The sequence below is a fragment of the Iodidimonas muriae genome, from assembly GCF_014647255.1.
GTDB lineage: Bacteria > Pseudomonadota > Alphaproteobacteria > Sphingomonadales > Rhodothalassiaceae > Iodidimonas > Iodidimonas muriae.
Genome location: NZ_BMOV01000008.1, coordinates 33,751 through 50,890 on the forward strand (window position 1 = coordinate 33,751; position 17,140 = coordinate 50,890).

At 55.7% G+C, this 17,140-nt stretch carries 12 protein-coding genes and 1 tRNA gene; 4 read left to right on the plus strand and 9 right to left on the minus strand.

Annotated elements, in window-relative coordinates:
• Positions 1-26: 26 nt before the first annotated feature.
• From plsY to IEX96_RS10985, 3 genes are read right to left on the minus strand one after another with little or no spacing between them, the layout of a single operon-like run.
• Positions 27-644 carry a glycerol-3-phosphate 1-O-acyltransferase PlsY gene (gene plsY / locus IEX96_RS10975; protein ID WP_150005573.1) on the minus strand — a complete coding sequence of 206 codons (618 nt, stop codon included), beginning with the start codon at positions 642-644 and terminating at the stop codon, positions 27-29.
• Positions 641-1,885, minus strand: a complete 1,245-nt coding sequence (gene pyrC / locus IEX96_RS10980; protein ID WP_188873927.1) for a dihydroorotase — start codon at positions 1,883-1,885, stop codon at positions 641-643. Before pyrC ends, plsY begins: the two co-directional genes overlap by 4 nt.
• Positions 1,882-2,901: an aspartate carbamoyltransferase catalytic subunit gene (locus IEX96_RS10985; RefSeq protein ID WP_229773690.1), complete on the minus strand. Its 1,020-nt coding sequence runs from the start codon at positions 2,899-2,901 to the stop codon at positions 1,882-1,884. The genes pyrC and IEX96_RS10985 overlap by 4 nt, the downstream gene beginning before the upstream one ends.
• 162 nt (positions 2,902-3,063) lie before the next feature.
• On the opposite strand from IEX96_RS10985, the gene IEX96_RS10990 reads away from it, so the two are divergent.
• The 4 genes from IEX96_RS10990 to IEX96_RS11005 all read left to right on the plus strand — a co-directional run bounded on the left by IEX96_RS10990 (position 3,064) and on the right by IEX96_RS11005 (position 7,216).
• A complete protein-coding gene (locus IEX96_RS10990) occupies positions 3,064-3,567 on the plus strand; it encodes a hypothetical protein (protein ID WP_188873928.1) in 504 nt (167 codons plus the stop codon).
• A gap of 185 nt (positions 3,568-3,752) precedes the next feature.
• Positions 3,753-3,829 (plus strand) — tRNA-Met (locus IEX96_RS10995).
• A 285-nt stretch (positions 3,830-4,114) separates the two neighbouring features.
• Positions 4,115-5,770: an acetolactate synthase large subunit gene (locus tag IEX96_RS11000; protein ID WP_188873929.1), complete on the plus strand. Its 1,656-nt coding sequence runs from the start codon at positions 4,115-4,117 to the stop codon at positions 5,768-5,770.
• 9 nt (positions 5,771-5,779) lie between these two features.
• On the plus strand, positions 5,780-7,216 hold the full coding sequence (locus IEX96_RS11005) for an aldehyde dehydrogenase family protein (RefSeq protein WP_150005575.1): 1,437 nt from the start codon (positions 5,780-5,782) through the stop codon (positions 7,214-7,216).
• A gap of 10 nt (positions 7,217-7,226) precedes the next feature.
• Here IEX96_RS11005 and IEX96_RS11010 read toward each other — a convergent pair whose 3' ends face one another.
• The 6 genes from IEX96_RS11010 to IEX96_RS11035 all read right to left on the minus strand — a co-directional run bounded on the left by IEX96_RS11010 (position 7,227) and on the right by IEX96_RS11035 (position 17,011).
• A complete protein-coding gene (locus tag IEX96_RS11010; RefSeq protein ID WP_188873930.1) occupies positions 7,227-8,816 on the minus strand; it encodes an FMN-binding glutamate synthase family protein in 1,590 nt (529 codons plus the stop codon).
• An 85-nt stretch (positions 8,817-8,901) separates the two neighbouring features.
• A complete protein-coding gene (locus tag IEX96_RS11015; protein WP_150005576.1) occupies positions 8,902-11,007 on the minus strand; it encodes a 3-hydroxyacyl-CoA dehydrogenase NAD-binding domain-containing protein in 2,106 nt (701 codons plus the stop codon).
• Between the two features lie 16 nt (positions 11,008-11,023).
• Positions 11,024-12,157: an aminotransferase class V-fold PLP-dependent enzyme gene (locus IEX96_RS11020; RefSeq protein WP_150005577.1), complete on the minus strand. Its 1,134-nt coding sequence runs from the start codon at positions 12,155-12,157 to the stop codon at positions 11,024-11,026.
• Between the two features lie 3 nt (positions 12,158-12,160).
• Positions 12,161-13,537 carry a sodium-dependent transporter gene (locus IEX96_RS11025; RefSeq protein WP_188873931.1) on the minus strand — a complete coding sequence of 459 codons (1,377 nt, stop codon included), beginning with the start codon at positions 13,535-13,537 and terminating at the stop codon, positions 12,161-12,163.
• Between the two features lie 60 nt (positions 13,538-13,597).
• The gene (locus tag IEX96_RS11030; protein ID WP_150005580.1) at positions 13,598-14,659 is read right to left on the minus strand and encodes a CDGSH iron-sulfur domain-containing protein; all 1,062 of its coding nucleotides are present in this window, start codon (positions 14,657-14,659) and stop codon (positions 13,598-13,600) included.
• 81 nt (positions 14,660-14,740) lie between these two features.
• A complete protein-coding gene (locus IEX96_RS11035) occupies positions 14,741-17,011 on the minus strand; it encodes a TonB-dependent receptor (RefSeq protein ID WP_188873932.1) in 2,271 nt (756 codons plus the stop codon).
• Positions 17,012-17,140: the final 129 nt, after the last annotated feature.

Genomic DNA, 17,140 nt, shown 5'->3' on the forward strand with positions numbered 1-17,140 from the left:
AATCTCCGGGTAAGAAGAGATTTCCATCAGGATTCGGATGTGTCGGATTTGCCTTTTTTACCGATCCGGGGCTCTGTTCCTGCAAGGATACGGCGGATATTGGCCTCATGCTTTATGAAGATCGCAATGGCCAAGGCGCCGGTCAGGATAACCGTGGGGCTATCGGCAAATATCCATGCATAAAAGGGAGACAACGCAGCAGACATAAGCCCCGCAAGGGACGACATGCGGAACAAGGCCAGCACAAGAAGCCATGTGCCCCCCCAAAGCAGCCCCACAGGCCATGCCAAAGCGCATAAAAGGCCGCCGAATGTGGCCACGCCCTTGCCGCCCTTGAAGCCCAGATAAACGGGATAAAGATGGCCAAGAAAGGCCGCCGCCCCCGCCAGCGGGGCAACATCGGGGGCCAATTTCAAAGCGATCAGATAAGCCAGAGCTCCTTTGCCGCCATCCAGAAGCAATGTGGCCAATGCAATGGGCTTGTTTCCGGTGCGCAAAACATTGGTGGCGCCGATATTGCCCGATCCGATTTTGCGCACATCGCCCAATCCGGCCGCTTTGGAAAGCACCAGACCAAAAGGGATAGACCCCAGCAAATAGCCCAGAACAAGGGCCAATAGGCTGTGGACTGTCGGGTCGTTCATGGCTTGCCTCCCATAAAAACGGTTTCGCCGGCGATCACCGTGCGTGAAAGCTTGCCTTGAACCGGTTGGCCCTCAAACGGGGTATTTTGGGTTTCCGACAGGAAGTCTTCGGGATTGATGCGCCAAGGGCGGTTGAGATCGAACAGGATGAAATCGGCACGGGCACCGGGGGCCAATGTTCCTGCATCCAGCCCTAAAATGCGGGCGGGATTGGTGCTCAACATGGCCAGAATATGCATCAGATCCACATCATAGCCATGATAAAGCGACAGGCTCAAGGCCAGCAGGGTTTGGTATCCCACCGCCCCATGCGCTGCTTCGGTAAAGGGCAGGCGCTTGTTTTCCTGATCCTGCGGATCATGGGCCGAGCAGATCACATCGATCAACCCTTCGCGGATTGCTTCAACGATGGCCGCGCGGTCGGCTTCCGAGCGTAGGGGCGGCGACAGCTTGGCAAAGGTGCGGTAATCGGCAACGGCGGTTTCATTGAGAATGAAATGCTGTGGCGATACTCCGCAACTCATGGGCAATTCCCGCGCTTTATTTCGCCGGATCGCATCCAGACTAGCAGCGGTGGAAATCTGCGCATGGTGCAGTCGCCCGCCAGTCAGCTCCACAAGGCGTGCATCGCGTTCGATCATCATCACTTCGGCGGCGGCAGGAATGCCCGCAAGTCCCAAACGGGTGGCGGTTTCGCCTTCGGTCATCACACCGTTTTTCGCCAAAGACGGATCTTGTGCATGCTGTATGATGGGGCGATTGAACAGGCGGGCATATTCCAAAAGGCGGCGCATCATTTGCGAATCGGCAATGGCCTGTCGCCCGTCGCCAAAGCCGATAGCGCCGGCCTCGCTCATCAGGCCCAGTTCCGCCATGGAGCGTCCTTGCAAACCTTTCGTTGCCGCGCCCAGCGGATGCACCATGACGCCATTGTTGCCGCTGTGCGCCACTTGGGCGATTTTTGCGGCATCATCAAGCGGGACCGATTGGTCGGGTATCAAGACAAGGCGGGTGATGCCTCCGGCCGCGGCGGCGTTAAAATCCGGCTGGAAGCTGTGCATATCCACAAGGCCCGGTGCCAGAATTTGGCCTTTGCAATCGATGATTTCCGTTTCGGGCGGGATAGGAAGATCGGCACCAATGGCGTCGATGCACCCATCCACCACCAACAGCGATCCGGTTTCGTCGCGGCCACAGGACGGGTCCATCAGGCGGGCATTCACATAGGCGGTGCGGCTCATCGGGCGTCCCCTTCATCGCAACCACCGCGCAGATGGCGGGTGAGCACATCCATGCACCCCATGCGCACCGCCACGCCCATTTCCACCTGTTCCTCGATGGCGGAATGTTGGAGATCGTCAGCGACCGATGTGGCGATTTCCACGCCCCGGTTCATGGGGCCGGGATGCATCACCAAAACATCGGGCCTGGCGGCTTTCAGCTTGCTTTTTGTCAGGCCGTAGAAATGGAAAAACTCTCGCTCGCTGGGAACGAAGGCTCCTTGCATACGCTCTTTTTGCAAGCGCAGCATCATCACCACATCGCAATCGCGCAGGCCTTCGCTCATTTGATTATGCACTTCAACACCCAAGCGTTCGCAGGCTTGCGGGATCAGTGTTGGCGGGGCCACCACACGCACCCGCGCCCCCATGGCATTAAGCAGATGGATATTGGAACGGGCCACGCGGGAATGGGTGATATCGCCACAAATGGCAATGGTCAGCCCGTGTATGCGGCCTTTGCGGCGACGAATGGTGAGCGCATCCAAAAGCGCTTGTGTGGGATGTTCGTGACGGCCGTCTCCGGCATTGATGACCGCACAATTGACCTTTTGCGACAATAGCGACACCGCTCCGGACTGGGCATGTCGGACCACCAGAACATCGGGCCGCATGGCGTTCAGCGTTTGGGCCGTATCCAGCAGGGTTTCCCCTTTTTTGATGGAAGACGCGCCCACTGAAAAAGACACGGTGTCCATCCCCAATCGCTTTCCGGCGATTTCAAAAGACATCAAAGTGCGGGTAGACGATTCGAAAAACAGATTGATCTGCGTTAATCCGCGTAAAGGCGCATGCTGATGCTGGCGCTTTCTTTGGGCGTCGGCATATTCTTGGGCAATATCCAGAAGATATTGAATCTGTTCCGGGGCCAGCCCTTCAATTCCAAGAAGATGGCGGTGGGGGAACGGGTCGCCGCCGGGCGGATCGATCATCGCCCGAAGATATGGCTCACGCTCAGGCTTTGGTTCATGTGTCATGTTGCGTCCTGATCCTCGCCGGTGGCTTATAAAAGCGCATGCGTTCAAGAGCAAGGGCCGTTGAAGATGAACAGCAGATAACGCGCAGCTTCAGAACCGGTTCAGCGCCGGTCCGTCATGGTGTGTCTCATGGAAATCGCCGAGCACAAAAGGAGACGGGCAATGACACACTCAGCAGGTATCCGGGGTGTTTTCAAAAAAAGCGCCCTTGTGGCCGGGCTTTTCGCCTTCCCGGCTTTGGTAGGGCTGCAAGCAGGCACAGCATATGCAGGGCCAAGCCATAGCCATAGCGAACGGGTAAGCATAAAGGGCGCACAGGCCGGTTATCACCGCACGGCTTATAAAGAGCGCTCTTCCGCCTATGCTTATAGCAAGGCGCAGCACAAGGCGGAAAAGCGGGCTTATAAGGCCAAGAAAAAGGCCCATAAAAAGGCCAAAAAATATAGCAAGAACCGGCGTCATTACCCTGTGAATGCGGGGCGGGGGTATAAAGATCCGCATGGGGCAAACTATGACCAACGGCGCTCGTCTGCCCGTGGGTATTATGCCTCGGCTCCCCATCACGGGCGGCATGTGGCGCATAATCATGGCCACAAGCAACGGTTCTATGATGCCCGTCGCGGCGCGTGGTTTTATCGCACCGTACCGTGCAACCATTATCGTTAAGCGATGAAATGCGATGCCGTTGCAGGTGTAAAGGCCTGCAACGGTTTTCTTGTTCGGGTGTAAATTTCCCTCAGTTAAGGTCTTGACGCAGGCCTCAGGACTTCACTATATGAGCGCGCCTGTTCGGTATCGCCCTCAAGGGGGCGCGTTGGCTGTGCCATTATGTGCAAGCCGATGCAGATCGGGGCGGAGTAGCTCAGCTGGTTAGAGCACCGGAATCATAATCCGGGTGTCGGGGGTTCAAGTCCCTCCTCCGCTACCAACAATCACTGTTTAATCCGGGCCAGCCATTTCACGTTATTCATGTTGGTTTGAAGTAAGCCTGCGTTGAAGCTGCGCTAGCTTCTGCGGTTCATTCTTTGTTTGCTTTTCTTTTTTGCTGCTTGCGGATGTGCATGTGCATGTGCATGGGCATGGGCATGGGGGGCGCGTTGGGGCTGCCTGATGGGCTTTTTCCAAATTTTATCAACGGTTGAAAATCGTATTTTTATGCCGGATGATACGCGCGTCCTCGCTCTGGCGTGAATTTTGGAAAAAGGCTTGGCTGATGAAAGCATCCGATCTTCTTGTGAAATGTCTGGAGCGGGAAGGGATCGAACTGATTTTCGGTGTCCCCGGCGAGGAAAATGCCGATTTTATGATGAGCCTGCGCGATAGTTCGATCCGCTTTGTGCTCACCCGCCATGAACAGGGCGCGGCATTCATGGCAGAGGTTTATGGGCGGCTGACAGGCAATCCCGCAGGATGCTTGGGGACATTGGGTCCGGGCGCCACCAATCTGATCACGGGCGTTGCAGATGGCAATATGGACCGTGCGCCTATGCTGGTGCTGACAGGGCAGGCCGCCACCACCCGCCAGCATAAGGAAAGCCATCAGGTGATGGATGTGGTGGATATGTATGAAGCGGTGACCAAATGGGCCGTGTCGGTACAGCATCCCGATAATATCCCCGAAATGGTGCGTAAGGCGGTGCGCATGGCGCGCGGCGAAAAGCCCGGTGCGGTGCTTATTGAACTGGCCGAAGATATGGCCAAGCGTGAGGCGGGCGAGGGATGCAAACCCATGGAGCCGCGCCGGTTCCGCCGTCCGGCCCCCGATGACAAAATCATGGACAATGCGTGGAGGCTGATCCGCGCCGCCAAGCACCCCATCATCATTGCGGGGAATGGCACCATTCGCAAACGTGCCTCCAAGCAGCTGCGCCAGTTTTGCGACGCCACCGGCATTGGCGTGCTCTCTACGTTTATGGCCAAGGGCGCGGTGGACCGGGATGCAGAACACTGCCTGTTCACCATTGGCTTGCAGCAAAAGGATTATCCTTCCTTTGCCATTGAAGAAGCGGATCTGGTGATTACGCTGGGTTATGATCTGGTGGAATATCCGCCGCGCTTGTGGAATCCCGATGGGGACAAATGTATTGTCCATCTGGATTTCCTGCCTGCCGAGATCGACATCCATTATCATCCGCGTGTGGAATGTGTGGGCGATCTGGCCCATGCCTTGTGGATGCTTAATGAACGGGTTGCCCGCGATGGTCCCGGCGATCATGATTTCAGCTTGCAGCGCCATATGCGGGCCAAAATGCTCGACGATTTCGCCGTTCATAAAGATGATGATACCGAAGGCCTTATTCGCCCGCAAAAAGCTCTGTGGGATGTGCGGGAAGCCCTGGGCCCCAATGATCTTTTGCTATCGGGTGTGGGGGCGCACAAAATGTGGATCGGTCGTTACTACCAGTGCAATGAACCCAATAGCTGCATCATTCCCAATGGCTTTTGTTCTATGGGCCTGCCTTTGCCCGGTGCCATTGCCGCCTCCCTGATACAAATAGACCGCAAGGTGCTCGGCATCGCAGGGGACGGTGATTTCATGATGAATGTACAGGAAATGGAAACCGCGCGGCGGCTGGATTGCGATTTGACCATGTTGGTGTGGGAAGATGGCGGTTATGGGCTGATTTCATGGAAACAGGAAAACGAATTTGGCACGCATACGGACCTTTCCTTCAACAATCCGGATTGGATGACCCTGGCCAATGCTTTTGGCTGGCAAGGGCAATATGTGAAAAATGCGCGCGATCTGCGCCCGGCGCTGGATAAAGCCTTGGCGCATGAGGGACCGTCTTTGGTGGTGATGCCGGTGGATTACCGCGAAAACAGGCTTCTGACAAAACGGCTAGGCGAGATTGAAATCACCATATAGGAGCGTGTCATGTTGAAAGACAGCTACCCCCTTTATCTCGCCAATGAACCCGTAATGACGGATGAGTCTCTAAAGGTTCTGGATAAATACTCCGGCAAGGTGGCAACGAAAGTGGCACTGGCTGGCCCCAAAGAAATCGAGGCGGCGATCCAGGCAGCCCATGATGCTGCCCCCGCCATGGCTGCCCTTAAAAGCTATCAGCGTCGTGCTGTTCTGGAGCATTGTGTGGCGCGCTTTCGGGAGCGGGCGGAAGAACTGGCCGAGGCATTGTGTATCGAGGCGGGGAAACCCATCAAGGATTCCAGAGGCGAAGTGGTGCGCCTTATTGAAACCTTCCGCGTCGCTGCCGCAGAAGCCGAACGTATTGAAGGGCGGGTTCTGTCCCTTGATAATCACGAACGGGCGGCGGCCTATTTCGGTATGACCAAACGGGTGCCTATCGGCCCTGTATCCTTGATTACGCCATTCAATTTCCCTCTTAATCTCACCGCTCATAAGGTGGCTCCGGCCATTGCTGCGGGTTGTCCTTTTGTGTTGAAACCGGCTGAGAAAACCCCCATCGGTGCGCTGATTATCGGTGAAATTCTGGCCGAAACGGATCTTCCCAAGGGCGCGTTTTCGGTGCTCACCTGTATGGTGGAAAATGCCGGTCCGTTCACGAAGGATGATCGCTTGAAGCTGTTGAGCTTTACAGGGTCCGACAAGGTGGGGTGGATGCTGAAAGGGCAGGCGGGCAAGAAGAAAGTGGTGTTGGAACTGGGTGGCAATGCTGCCTGTATCGTTGATGAAACGGCGGACATTGCCGATGCTGCCGAGCGCATTGTTTTTGGTGCTTATTATCAATCGGGGCAAAGCTGTATCAGCGTGCAGCGTATCCTTGCCCACAAAGATATCTATGCGGACTTGCGCCAAGCACTGGCTTCCAAGGTGAAGGATCTGGTGGCGGGCGATCCGCGGGATGAAAAAACCTTCATCGGTCCGGTGATTTCCGAAGGCGATGGCGAGCGGCTGAAATCATGGATTGATGCGGCGGTAAAAGGCGGGGCTAAAATATTGGCGGGCGGTAAGCGCGATGGTGTGATGGTCGATGCGACCTTACTGGAAAACCTGCCCAAAGACTGTGATCTATATCGCAAGGAGGCCTTTGGCCCGGTGGCGGCTATGGAAGAATTTGCGGATTTCGACGAGGCTTTGACCCGCGCCAATGACAGCCGTTATGGCCTGCAGGCGGGCGTATTTACCCGCGATATTTTGCGTGCCCATCGGGCTTGGGATCGTCTGGAGGTGGGGGGCGTGATCATCAATGATGTACCGTCATGGCGGGTGGACCATATGCCCTATGGCGGGGTGAAGGACAGCGGCATTGGCCGTGAAGGGCTGACTTGGGCCATCGAAGATATGACGGAACTGCGCTTGATGGTGCTGCGTCGCACCGACGAGGATTAAGGCGAGGCCCCTAACATCGCGGTGCGAAGCTGTTTGCATCGGCCATCGACCACCAACGGGCATAAGGTGTGTCCTTTGGTGCATCGAGAAGGCTGTTGGGCGCGATAAAATCGTAAATCTTATCGGCGGAATTCACGAGATTTTCACTGACCCGTACCCGCAAATGATGCGGGCGAAGCTGGGACGGATGATCCAGCCCGGCAGAGGCTACATAATGGGCAAGGGCATGGATGGTGTTCTTGTGGAATTGATAGCAGCGCGGGCCTTTGTGGGCGACCACAAGCCCGGCCTGTCGCCAGTGATTTTGTGTTGCAATGCCGGTGGGGCAGCGGTCGGTGTGGCATTTTCGGGTTTGAACGCAACCCAAAGAGAACATGAAGCCTCTTGCGGCATTACACCAATCGGCCCCAAGGGCGAGATTGGCCGCCATCATATGTCCATTGGTGATTTTTCCGGCAACGCCGATGCGGATTTTATCGCGCAAGCCGGTGCCGATCAGGGCATTGACCACGAAAACCAGCCCCTCACGCAAGGGGGTGCCCACATGGTCCGATAATTCAATGGGGGCGGCGCCGGTTCCGCCTTCTGCTCCATCCACAACGATAAAATCCGGGGTGATGCCGGTTTCCAACATGGCTTTGGTGAGCGCCAGAAACTCCCAGCGATGCCCCAGACACATCTTGAATCCCACCGGCTTTCCGCCCGATAAGTCCCGTAATTGGGTCAGCCAGTGCATCATGCTTTTGGGGGTATCGAATGCTGTGTGGCTGGGCGGCGAAATCACTTCTTTCCACGGCTCCACCCCGCGTGTCTGGGCGATTTCCGGCGTTACCTTGGGGCCGGGCAGCACGCCGCCATGGCCGGGCTTGGCCCCTTGGTTCAGCTTTACCTCGATCATCTTTACCTGATCGTTTTGCGCCTTTTTGGCAAAGGCATGCGGATCGAAATGCCCGTCTTTGGTGCGGCAGCCAAAATAGCCGGTGCCGATTTCCCACACCAGATCGCCCCCGTGCTTCTGGTGATAAGGGGAGAGCCCGCCTTCGCCGGTATCGTGGTAAAACCCGCCCATTTTCGCGCCAAGATTAAGTGCTTCGATCGCATGGGCTCCCAAAGACCCAAAGCTCATGGCCGAGATATTGAGAAGCGAAGCGCGATATGGTTTTTTGCAGGCCTCTCCGCCGATATTCACGCGGAAACAGTCCGGATCGGGATGCTTTGCATTGATGGCGTGATTGATCCATTCATAGCTCGGTGAATAGAGATCCATCTTGGTGCCAAAAGCCTGCAGCGCTTCGATATTTTTTGAGCGTTGATAAACCAGCGCCCGTTCGTCATGGCTGAAAGGGCGGCCTTCATCATCGGCGATGAACAGATATTCCCGCAGATAAGGGCGCAGCCATTCAAAGAACCAACGGATATGGGCGCTGACAGGATAAAGCCGCAAAAGGGAATGATCCCTTTGCAGCAGATCCCAAAGCCCCAAAATCATCAAAGGCCCCAATGCGATCAACGGCCATAGCCAATGGGGAGAGAGCAGCCATCCCAAAACAGCGCAGGCCAGTGCGCCCAGAAAAATCAGCACCAAGGGAAGATAGCGCATGATGTTCAGCCTTTCCGATCCATTGCCCCTTTGTGTAGGGAACAATCAAGATGTCGGAAAGGCAAGCCCTTCTTGGGAGCGGTTTTTATTCCGCGTCGAAATCGGTGAATGTTTTGCCTTCTTGCGCCAGTTTTTGAAGCAAGGGGGCGGGCGTCCACCAGCGTGTGCCCACCGTTTCTCCAAACTGTTTGATCCTGTCGCAAATCTTGTCAAGGCCGCGCTGGCTGGCATAAAACATCGGGCCGCCGCGCCAACGGGGAAAGCCATAGCCATAAAGATAGGTCACATCGATATCCGATGCGCGCATGGCGATGCGGTCTTCCAGAATACGCGCCCCTTCATTCACCAAAGACAAGATGCAGCGATCAATGATTTCCTCATCGGATATGGTCCGCCGTGTGATGCCTGCCTTTTGTGCCTCTTCTTCGGTAATCTTATCGACAGCCGAATCAGGGAGAGGGGTGCGGTTGCCGGCTTCATAGCGATAGATTCCGGCGCCGGTTTTCTGGCCCTTCCGGTCCATTTCCACCAAGCGGTTCATCACCCGGTAAGCATTGGGATCAAAGCGGCTTGCGGGGAATTGTTTGCGCAGCATATAGCCGATATCCATCCCCGCCATGTCGATCATTTGTAATGGTCCCATGGGATAGCCGAAATCGCGGATGGCTTTATCAATCTGCTGTGGGGCCGCGCCTTCCAGCATCAACAGCCCCGCTTCACGCAAATAACCTTCCAGCATCCGGTTGCCGATAAAGCCGTGGCACACACGGGCGATCACCGCGATCTTGCGGATTTTCTTGGCCAGAAGCATGGCCGTTGCCAGCACATCCGGAGCGGTTTTTTTGGCCTCCACCACTTCCAAAAGTTTCATGATATTGGCCGGTGAAAAGAAATGCAGGCCTAAAATATCGGCCGGACGACCGGTGACGGAAGCGATGTCATCCACATTCAGATAGCTGGTATTGGTGGCCAGTATCGCGCCCTTTTTCGCCACCTTGTCAAGGTCGCGGAAAATGGACTTTTTGACCTCCATCTTTTCAAACACCGCTTCGATGATGATATCGGCTTTAGAAAGGGCGGTCATATCCGTTGTGATAGAAAACAGCGCTTCTTGTGTGGTGTGGGCGGCCTTATCAATGCGTCCGCGTGCCAGATTTTCATCAAGGCTTTTATGGATGCTGTTCCGGGCGCGTTTCAACGCCTCTGCATCCCGCTCGATCATGGTGACATAAAGGCCTGCACCAAGGCACGCCAAAGCAATGCCGCAGCCCATGGTGCCCCCGCCGATAATGCCAATCTGGTTGAAAGGGCGCGGCGTGGCGTTTTGGGCGTGCTTTGGCAAGCGGGCGGCCTTGCGCTCGGCGAAAAAGGCATGTTGCAAGGCTTTGGATTGAGGGCTTGCCATACAGGCAATAAGGATTGACCGCTCTTTGGCCGCGCCATCTTCAAAGGGCAGGGTCAGTGCCGCTTCCAACGCATCAATGGCCTTTTGTGGCGCCAGCATGCCGCGCATTTTTTTGGTGGCGTCTGCCCGTGCCTTGGCCAACAGATCCGCTTCCGATCCGTTTTGAGCCACTTCCATCTGCGATAGACGGCGCGGCGCTGTGCCGTCTGATATGATCTTGTCTGCATAAGCGATGGCGGCCCGGGGCAAGGCATCGGCTTCGCCTTTCACCAGACCGTCCACAAGGCCCGCCTGATGGGCTTTTTGGGCGGTGATGGGCTTGCCAGACACAATCATGTCCAAGGCCAATGGCAAACCCACAAGGCGGGGCAGGCGTTGGGTGCCTTGGGCGCCGGGAATGATGCCCAAGGTTACTTCTGGCAGCCCGAGTTTTGCGCCTTCATGGGCGATGCGGAAATGACAGGCCAGCGCCAGTTCCAGCCCGCCGCCTAATGCGGTGCCGTGAATGGCGGCAATCACGGGCTTGGGGCTTTGTTCCAAAGCGTCGATGACCTGAGGAAAGCCGGGAGATTTTGGAGGGAGGCCGAATTCGGTGATGTCGGCACCGGCCATGAAGGTACGGCCCTTGGCGATCAGAACAATGGCGGCAATATGATCGTCGGCATTGGCGGCGTTTATCTGTGTAATAATGCCTTCACGCACTGCTTGGGAGATGGCATTGACCGGCGGATGATCCACCGCGATGACGCCAATACGGCCTTGTTTATGCAGTGATACGGTTGACATGACAGTCTCCAATCTTTCAGGCAAGCAAGGATCTGTTGTCCTTGAGCGCCGACATCAAAGCGTCGAAATCCGCATGGGAATTATAAAAATGTGGCGATACCCGCAGATTGCCGTCCCGGCACGAGGTGATCACATTGCGTTCGGCCAATGCCGCCACCAGCTTATGGTCGTCGGTGGATTTTACGGCGATCATCGCTCCGTGTCGATCGGGGCTTTCCGGGGTCATCAGCGTGCCGCCCATGGCTTTGACCTCGTCGATGAATCGTGATGTCAATTCCCGCACATGGCTTTGGATATTGCCGACACCCGCTTCAAGGATCATTTGCAACCCCGCTTGGGCCGCATAAAGCGCCGGAATGGGCGGGGTCCCACTTTCAAAGCGCCGGGCATTATGGGCGGGGATATGATGATGCATGTCCATGGCGTGCACATCTTCCTGCGCAAACCAGCCGGTGGCATAGGGGTTGAGCGTTTTTAGATGATCTTTGCGCACATATAAAAAGCCGACACCCGCGCTGGATAGCAGATATTTTAACACGCCCGAGATCAGGATATCCACATTCAGCGCCCGCACATCGATGGGGATGGCCCCTGCAGCCTGAGAAGAATCGAGGATGACCATGGCGCCTCGATCATGGGCAAGGCGGATGATCCGTTCCACCTCGTTCATGGCCCCGTTTCGGTAACATATATGGGCGATGGAAACGATTTGGGTTCGGTCGTCGATCAAGCGTTCATATTCGGAAAAGGGTATGGTTGCGCCCTGTTGGCGGGCATGAACCACGTCATAGCCGCGCCCTTCCTGCGCCAGCCAGATCTGGCCAACGGTGGGAAATTCAAAGTCGCTCAGCACCACCTTGTTGCGTGTGGATGTTGGTTGCATGGCGCTGATCACCGCATTCAGCCCCGCCGAGGCCGAGGTGGTGACGGCGATTTCATCGGGTTCGGCATGGATCAGCTGTGCACAAAGATCGCGTACGGCTTCGTTCTTGCCAACGAATTCCTCCCAATCCGCCCCTTTGCTAAAGCGGCTATCGAGATAAGCCTGATAGGACGCCGCCACTTCAAGCGACAGCGCGCCATAAGAGCAGCTATTGATATAGGCTTTGTGCTCAAAAATCGGGAAATGGCTGCGGATGTCATCAAACATGGCTTATCCCAAAATCAAAATGGCAAGAATGGCGATGGGCGCAATGATGCGCAAAAAGAACCGCCACAGGGTGATCAGATGTTTGGAGCGGGCCAGATCGGCACCGATCAGGCTGAGCGGCAAGGCCCAACCCACAAAAAGCGCGATCAACAGGCCGTTGATGGGCAATAACAGATTGGAAATGCTGTAATCCAATATGCCGAAAATCGTGCGCGTTTCCCAGCCGGGAAGGAAAGATAGCAGATACACGCTTTCCCAATCATTGAAGGATAACGCCGCAGCCGCCCCTACAAGCCACGCGGCAAAGCCTGCAAGAATGGCGCCTTTCCGGCGGGTAAGGCCGCGGCCTTCTAGCCATGAAACGACAGGCTCCAAAGTGGCGATGCCGGTGGTAAAGGCGGCGAAGAACAACAAGATGAAAAAAGCACTTCCGACAAAATACCCGCCGGTCATTTGGCCGAATGCGGTGGGCAGGGCCACAAAGACCAGGCCTTCACCGCCCGCGGTTTCCAGCCCGAAGCTGAACACGATGGGGAAGATGGCCAACCCTGCCAAAATGGCCACGGCGGTATCGGCGATGCAGATTTGCGCCGCCGCCAAGGGCAGATTGGCTTTTTCGTCCAGATAGGCCCCGAAGGTCATTAAGGCGCCAATCCCTACCGCCAGCGAGAAAAAGGCCTGCCCAACGGCAGCCAGCACACTTTCTCCTGTCAGTTTTGAAAAATCTGGAGCCAGCAAAAACTGTGCACCTTTTTGGAAATCGCCTTCCAAAAAGCCATAAAGCACCAGCCCGATCAGCAGGATAAACAAAGCGGGCATCATGATTTTGGCCACCCGTTCGATGCCGGAACGGATGTTGAACGACACCACATAGGTAACAGCCAGCATGAACAGAAAATGCAGGCCCAAAAGCCGCGCCGGCGAGGCCATCAGATCATCAAAGCGCTGTTGATATTGGGCAGGGTTATCATAGCCGAAACCGCCGCTTGCGATAAAAGACAGCAGATAATCCACCACCCATCCCGCCACCACGGAATAATAGCCGATGCCGATGAAGGGGATGAAAATGCTCAAGGCCCCGATGATGCGCCACGCCTTGTTTGCCCCTGCTTCGCCAATGACGCGGGCAATGGACAGTTCGGCATTGGACCGTCCGTGCCGTCCAATGGCCAGTTCCGCCAGCATGATGGGAAAACCGATCCCCGCCACGGCCAAAAGATAGATCACCACAAAGGCACCGCCGCCATTGTCTGCGGCAACAAAGGGAAACCGCCATAAATTTCCCAAACCCACAGCCGCGCCGGCGGCGGCCAAAACAAATGTCATGCGCGAAGACCAGCGCTGCGCGGCGACGGCATTGATGGGCGCATCCTTAGACATGCGCGCGCTCTTGCTTGCGGTTTGGCGTTATCATCGTCTGGCCCCCATAAATAAAGCTGTTCAGTAATTGATAGCCGGGCTGCCTGCGGGATAAAAGGCTCCCATCAGCCGCATACCGCTTTCGCTGGTACATTCCAGCGAATGAAGCTGTTTTTTGGGCAGGAAAATCACATCGCCGGGCTTTACAGCGGCGCGGGCATTTTCTGTCCACATAAAGCCCTCGCCACTGAGAATCGTGATGGCTTCTTCATAAAGATGCCGGTGGGCTGCCGCCCGTGACCGAGGGATCTCGCCGATAAACTGTGTCACCTGCTTTGATCCCATATCTTCGCCCACAAGCACCTGATAAAACCGGTCGGCCATGGTCTGTCTTTTGGCCGGGTCCATGGCCATCATGCGCTGGGGAATGCGGTCATCAAATATGTCCGGCATGGTATCAAGCGGCGTTGGTTCGGGGCCGGTGGGGCATATCACGCAGGAAAGTTCGATGGGGGTATCGGATAAGGAGCGAGCATGAAACCCTTCGCCGGGGCGCACATAAAACCCGGTTTGCGGTCCTGCCTTGAATATTTTCCCGCCGATGGTGATGTGGGCCGATCCCTGATTCAAAAACAGGACCATTTCACTGCCTTCGACCATCAAGGCCTGGGCATCGGCGCCGGGTTGGAGCAAAAACTGCGATAAAAATCTGGCCCCGTCACGGCCTGCAATCACCGGTCGTATCTGCCAGCCCCCCACATGATGGGCTGTGGTCTTTGTTGGCGTTACCACATAGCAGCCGCCATCAAGCACCGCCTTGCCCTTTTCATCGGGCGGTATGATGGGCAGGGACGCGCTGGCGGCAATGTCTTCTTGGCTGGCTTCTTCATAGCTATCGTCCAGAGCATTGTGCGAGCCATCGCAAAAAGGTGGGTTTCTGGTTTGCTTACAGGCGCAAAACAGCACCTCTTCGCCATCTTTTTTCGCTTTATAGATCAAGGGTTCAAAGCCGGTGCCTTTATGGGAGCCATCACAAAAGGGCTGGGATTTGCTGAGGCCGCATTGGCACCAGAAATAGGCTTTTCCCTTCCGTTTCAAGGTAACGAGACAGGGTTTCTTGGCGGCGATATGGGGCGTACTCATCGGATTGCCTTTATTATAGGAAGGCACCGCCGGTTGGCGAGACATGCCTGTGGGCGGTGCCAGATACCATGGGGGCTGTGGTCAGAAACGGTAGGCCACATGACCTCCGAATGTGAAGGGGCGGACGGTGACAAAAGAAAGGGGGTCTTGCGCCGAATTGATGGCATCCACCTGCGCCCGTTTATCGAACAGGTTTTTCGCAAAGACCGAGAGATCCCAATGGTCGTTGGTTATCCCCGCTTTCAGATTGACGATGGTGTAGCTGTCAAGCGGCACATTAAAGGGACTGGTTTCGCGGAATTGCGTATCAACGCTGCCGCGATAGCTGATGTCGATCCGGACGAGCCCATCAAGATCGCTGGTGAGGGGGCGTTCATATTGTGCCGCGGCAAAGCCTTGGAAATCCGGCACATTGGGCAATTGATCGCCCTTCAGTCCGGCATTGGGATCAAAGCTGGGGGATAAAGGATCGGACAAGGGCTGGCTTTCGGTGATGCGGGCATCTTGCCATGAGCCACCAAAGCTGAGATCCAGCCCTGCAATGGGGCGGATGGTAACATCGAATTCGATGCCGTCGATTTCCGCTTCACCGGCATTGGTGATGATGGGAAAGGCTCCGGATGGATCAAGGCCTTCCACCTGAATATTATCCCACAAGATCACGAAGGCGGCAGCATTCACCACAAGACGATTATCAAAAAATCCGCCTTTCCAGCCGATTTCATAATTCCACAGGCTGTCGGGATCGAAGCCTTCCGGCACGGGCACACCGGTGGGGTTGATGGCGGCATCATTGGTGCCACCGACGCGAAAGCCTTCCGCTGCGGTGAAATAGACCAGATGGTCGTCATTCACTTTATAAGAGGCATTGCCCTTGATCTGGAAGGTGTCGGAGCCGGAAGAAATATCAACGGCGCGGGTTTCATTATTGAAGCCGACAAAAGGCTTTGTTTCCAAACCGCTAGAGACAATATCGAAATTGAAGTACCGCCCGCCAAAGGTCAATGACAGCTTGTTTGTGGCCTCTAAGGTTACTTCGCCAAACAGGGCTTCTTGATCCAGTTCATCGGATTTGGTGCGCCCGAAAATGGCGGCATTGGGCGGGCCATCAAGGAAGAAATCCTTGGTGATGTCGAACGGCCCAAGGGGAAGTCCCAATTCATTGGTGGCCACCACTTCCACATCGAAATCCTTGTCTTCGCGGGATAAAAATCCGCCGATGACGAAATTGACAGGACCATCAAGGCTGGAGGCGAAGCGTAGTTCATGGCTCCATAATTCGCGCTTTTGCGGCTGCCTTGTAAGAGCCGCTGCGGGGGCGCCGAAAAACAGCAAGACAGGCGTTGAATCGAAGCGGAAGGTGACATCGCGCTCGAAATAATTAGAGGTGGCGAAAAAGCTGCCAAAGCCCGCATCATATTGAGCTTTTACGCTATAAAGCTCGATGCTTTCATCCCAATCATTGACGGTGAAATCCTGATTGGTGAGATCCCCCAAAGCGGGCGCATCAAAGCCAAAGGCTTGCAGATTTTCCAGATAGGCGGGTTGGTAGCTGGTGGAAAAACGCGAACTGCCGCCTACATCGCGGTTCTGAATGAGGGCGGCAACGCTTAGTTCCAGCCGATCGGTGGGCAGCCAGCGCACAGACACTCTGCCGCCTTCCACATTATTGGAATTGATGTCTTTCAGGCCAAGGCGCACATTGTCGATATAACCCGCTTCATCACTGATCCAGCCGACAGCCCGCACCGCCAGCTTGTCTTTGATGATGGGCAGGTTCAGCATGCCATTGGTGCGGTAATTGGTGCCGCCATTATCGGTGGTGGAAATTTCACCTTCCACATTGAAATCAACAGCCGAAGGATCGGCTTCATTGGGGATGAAGCGGATGGTGCCGCTCATGGAGCTGGCCCCATAAAGGGTGCCTTGCGGGCCTTTCAGCACTTCGATGCGGGCCAGATCATGCAGTTCGATATCTGCTTGCCGGCCGCCGCCATCCTGTTTGTTACGCGCGGTGATGACCGCTTCATCATAATAAACGCCAACGGTTGCGGTGCCCGAGCTGTTGACGCCGCGGATGATATATTCCTTGTCGCCGGGGCCGAGATCTTGAAATTGCAGGCTGGGGATCATCCCCGCCAGATCAGAGAATTCCGTGGCCAACATATCGTCGATGGTATTGCCGCCGATGGCCTGAATGGCGGCGGGCACATCACGCACCCGTTGCGGGCCACGCTTTTGGCCGGTGACGGTGATTTCCTCGATAGCATCGCGCCCGCCAGAGGGATTTTGTGCAGGATCGGTTTGCGCGAGAGCGCCGGGGGCAGGTGTCGTGGTTAAAACTACGGCCATGGCAAATGCGCTGGCGCAGGTTGCTTTATGGCGAACAGGCTTCGCTTGGTAACAAATAAGCCGTGACATCGTGTCCTCCCATTTTTCCAGTCCCTTGCCGAGACTCTGAGAGGATATTTTATGCATGAA

Coding starts and splice junctions, on each gene's coding strand:
- IEX96_RS11035 (WP_188873932.1), bottom strand. CDS start 17,011: ATGGCCGTAGTTTTAACCACGACACCTGCCCCCGGCGCTCTCGCGCAA.
- IEX96_RS10985 (WP_229773690.1), bottom strand. CDS start 2,901: ATGACACATGAACCAAAGCCTGAGCGTGAGCCATATCTTCGGGCGATG.
- IEX96_RS11020 (WP_150005577.1), bottom strand. CDS start 12,157: ATGTTTGATGACATCCGCAGCCATTTCCCGATTTTTGAGCACAAAGCC.
- IEX96_RS11005 (WP_150005575.1), top strand. CDS start 5,780: ATGTTGAAAGACAGCTACCCCCTTTATCTCGCCAATGAACCCGTAATG.
- IEX96_RS11010 (WP_188873930.1), bottom strand. CDS start 8,816: ATGCGCTATCTTCCCTTGGTGCTGATTTTTCTGGGCGCACTGGCCTGC.
- IEX96_RS11025 (WP_188873931.1), bottom strand. CDS start 13,537: ATGTCTAAGGATGCGCCCATCAATGCCGTCGCCGCGCAGCGCTGGTCT.
- IEX96_RS11030 (WP_150005580.1), bottom strand. CDS start 14,659: ATGAGTACGCCCCATATCGCCGCCAAGAAACCCTGTCTCGTTACCTTG.
- IEX96_RS11000 (WP_188873929.1), top strand. CDS start 4,115: ATGAAAGCATCCGATCTTCTTGTGAAATGTCTGGAGCGGGAAGGGATC.
- plsY (WP_150005573.1), bottom strand. CDS start 644: ATGAACGACCCGACAGTCCACAGCCTATTGGCCCTTGTTCTGGGCTAT.
- IEX96_RS10990 (WP_188873928.1), top strand. CDS start 3,064: ATGACACACTCAGCAGGTATCCGGGGTGTTTTCAAAAAAAGCGCCCTT.
- IEX96_RS11015 (WP_150005576.1), bottom strand. CDS start 11,007: ATGTCAACCGTATCACTGCATAAACAAGGCCGTATTGGCGTCATCGCG.
- pyrC (WP_188873927.1), bottom strand. CDS start 1,885: ATGAGCCGCACCGCCTATGTGAATGCCCGCCTGATGGACCCGTCCTGT.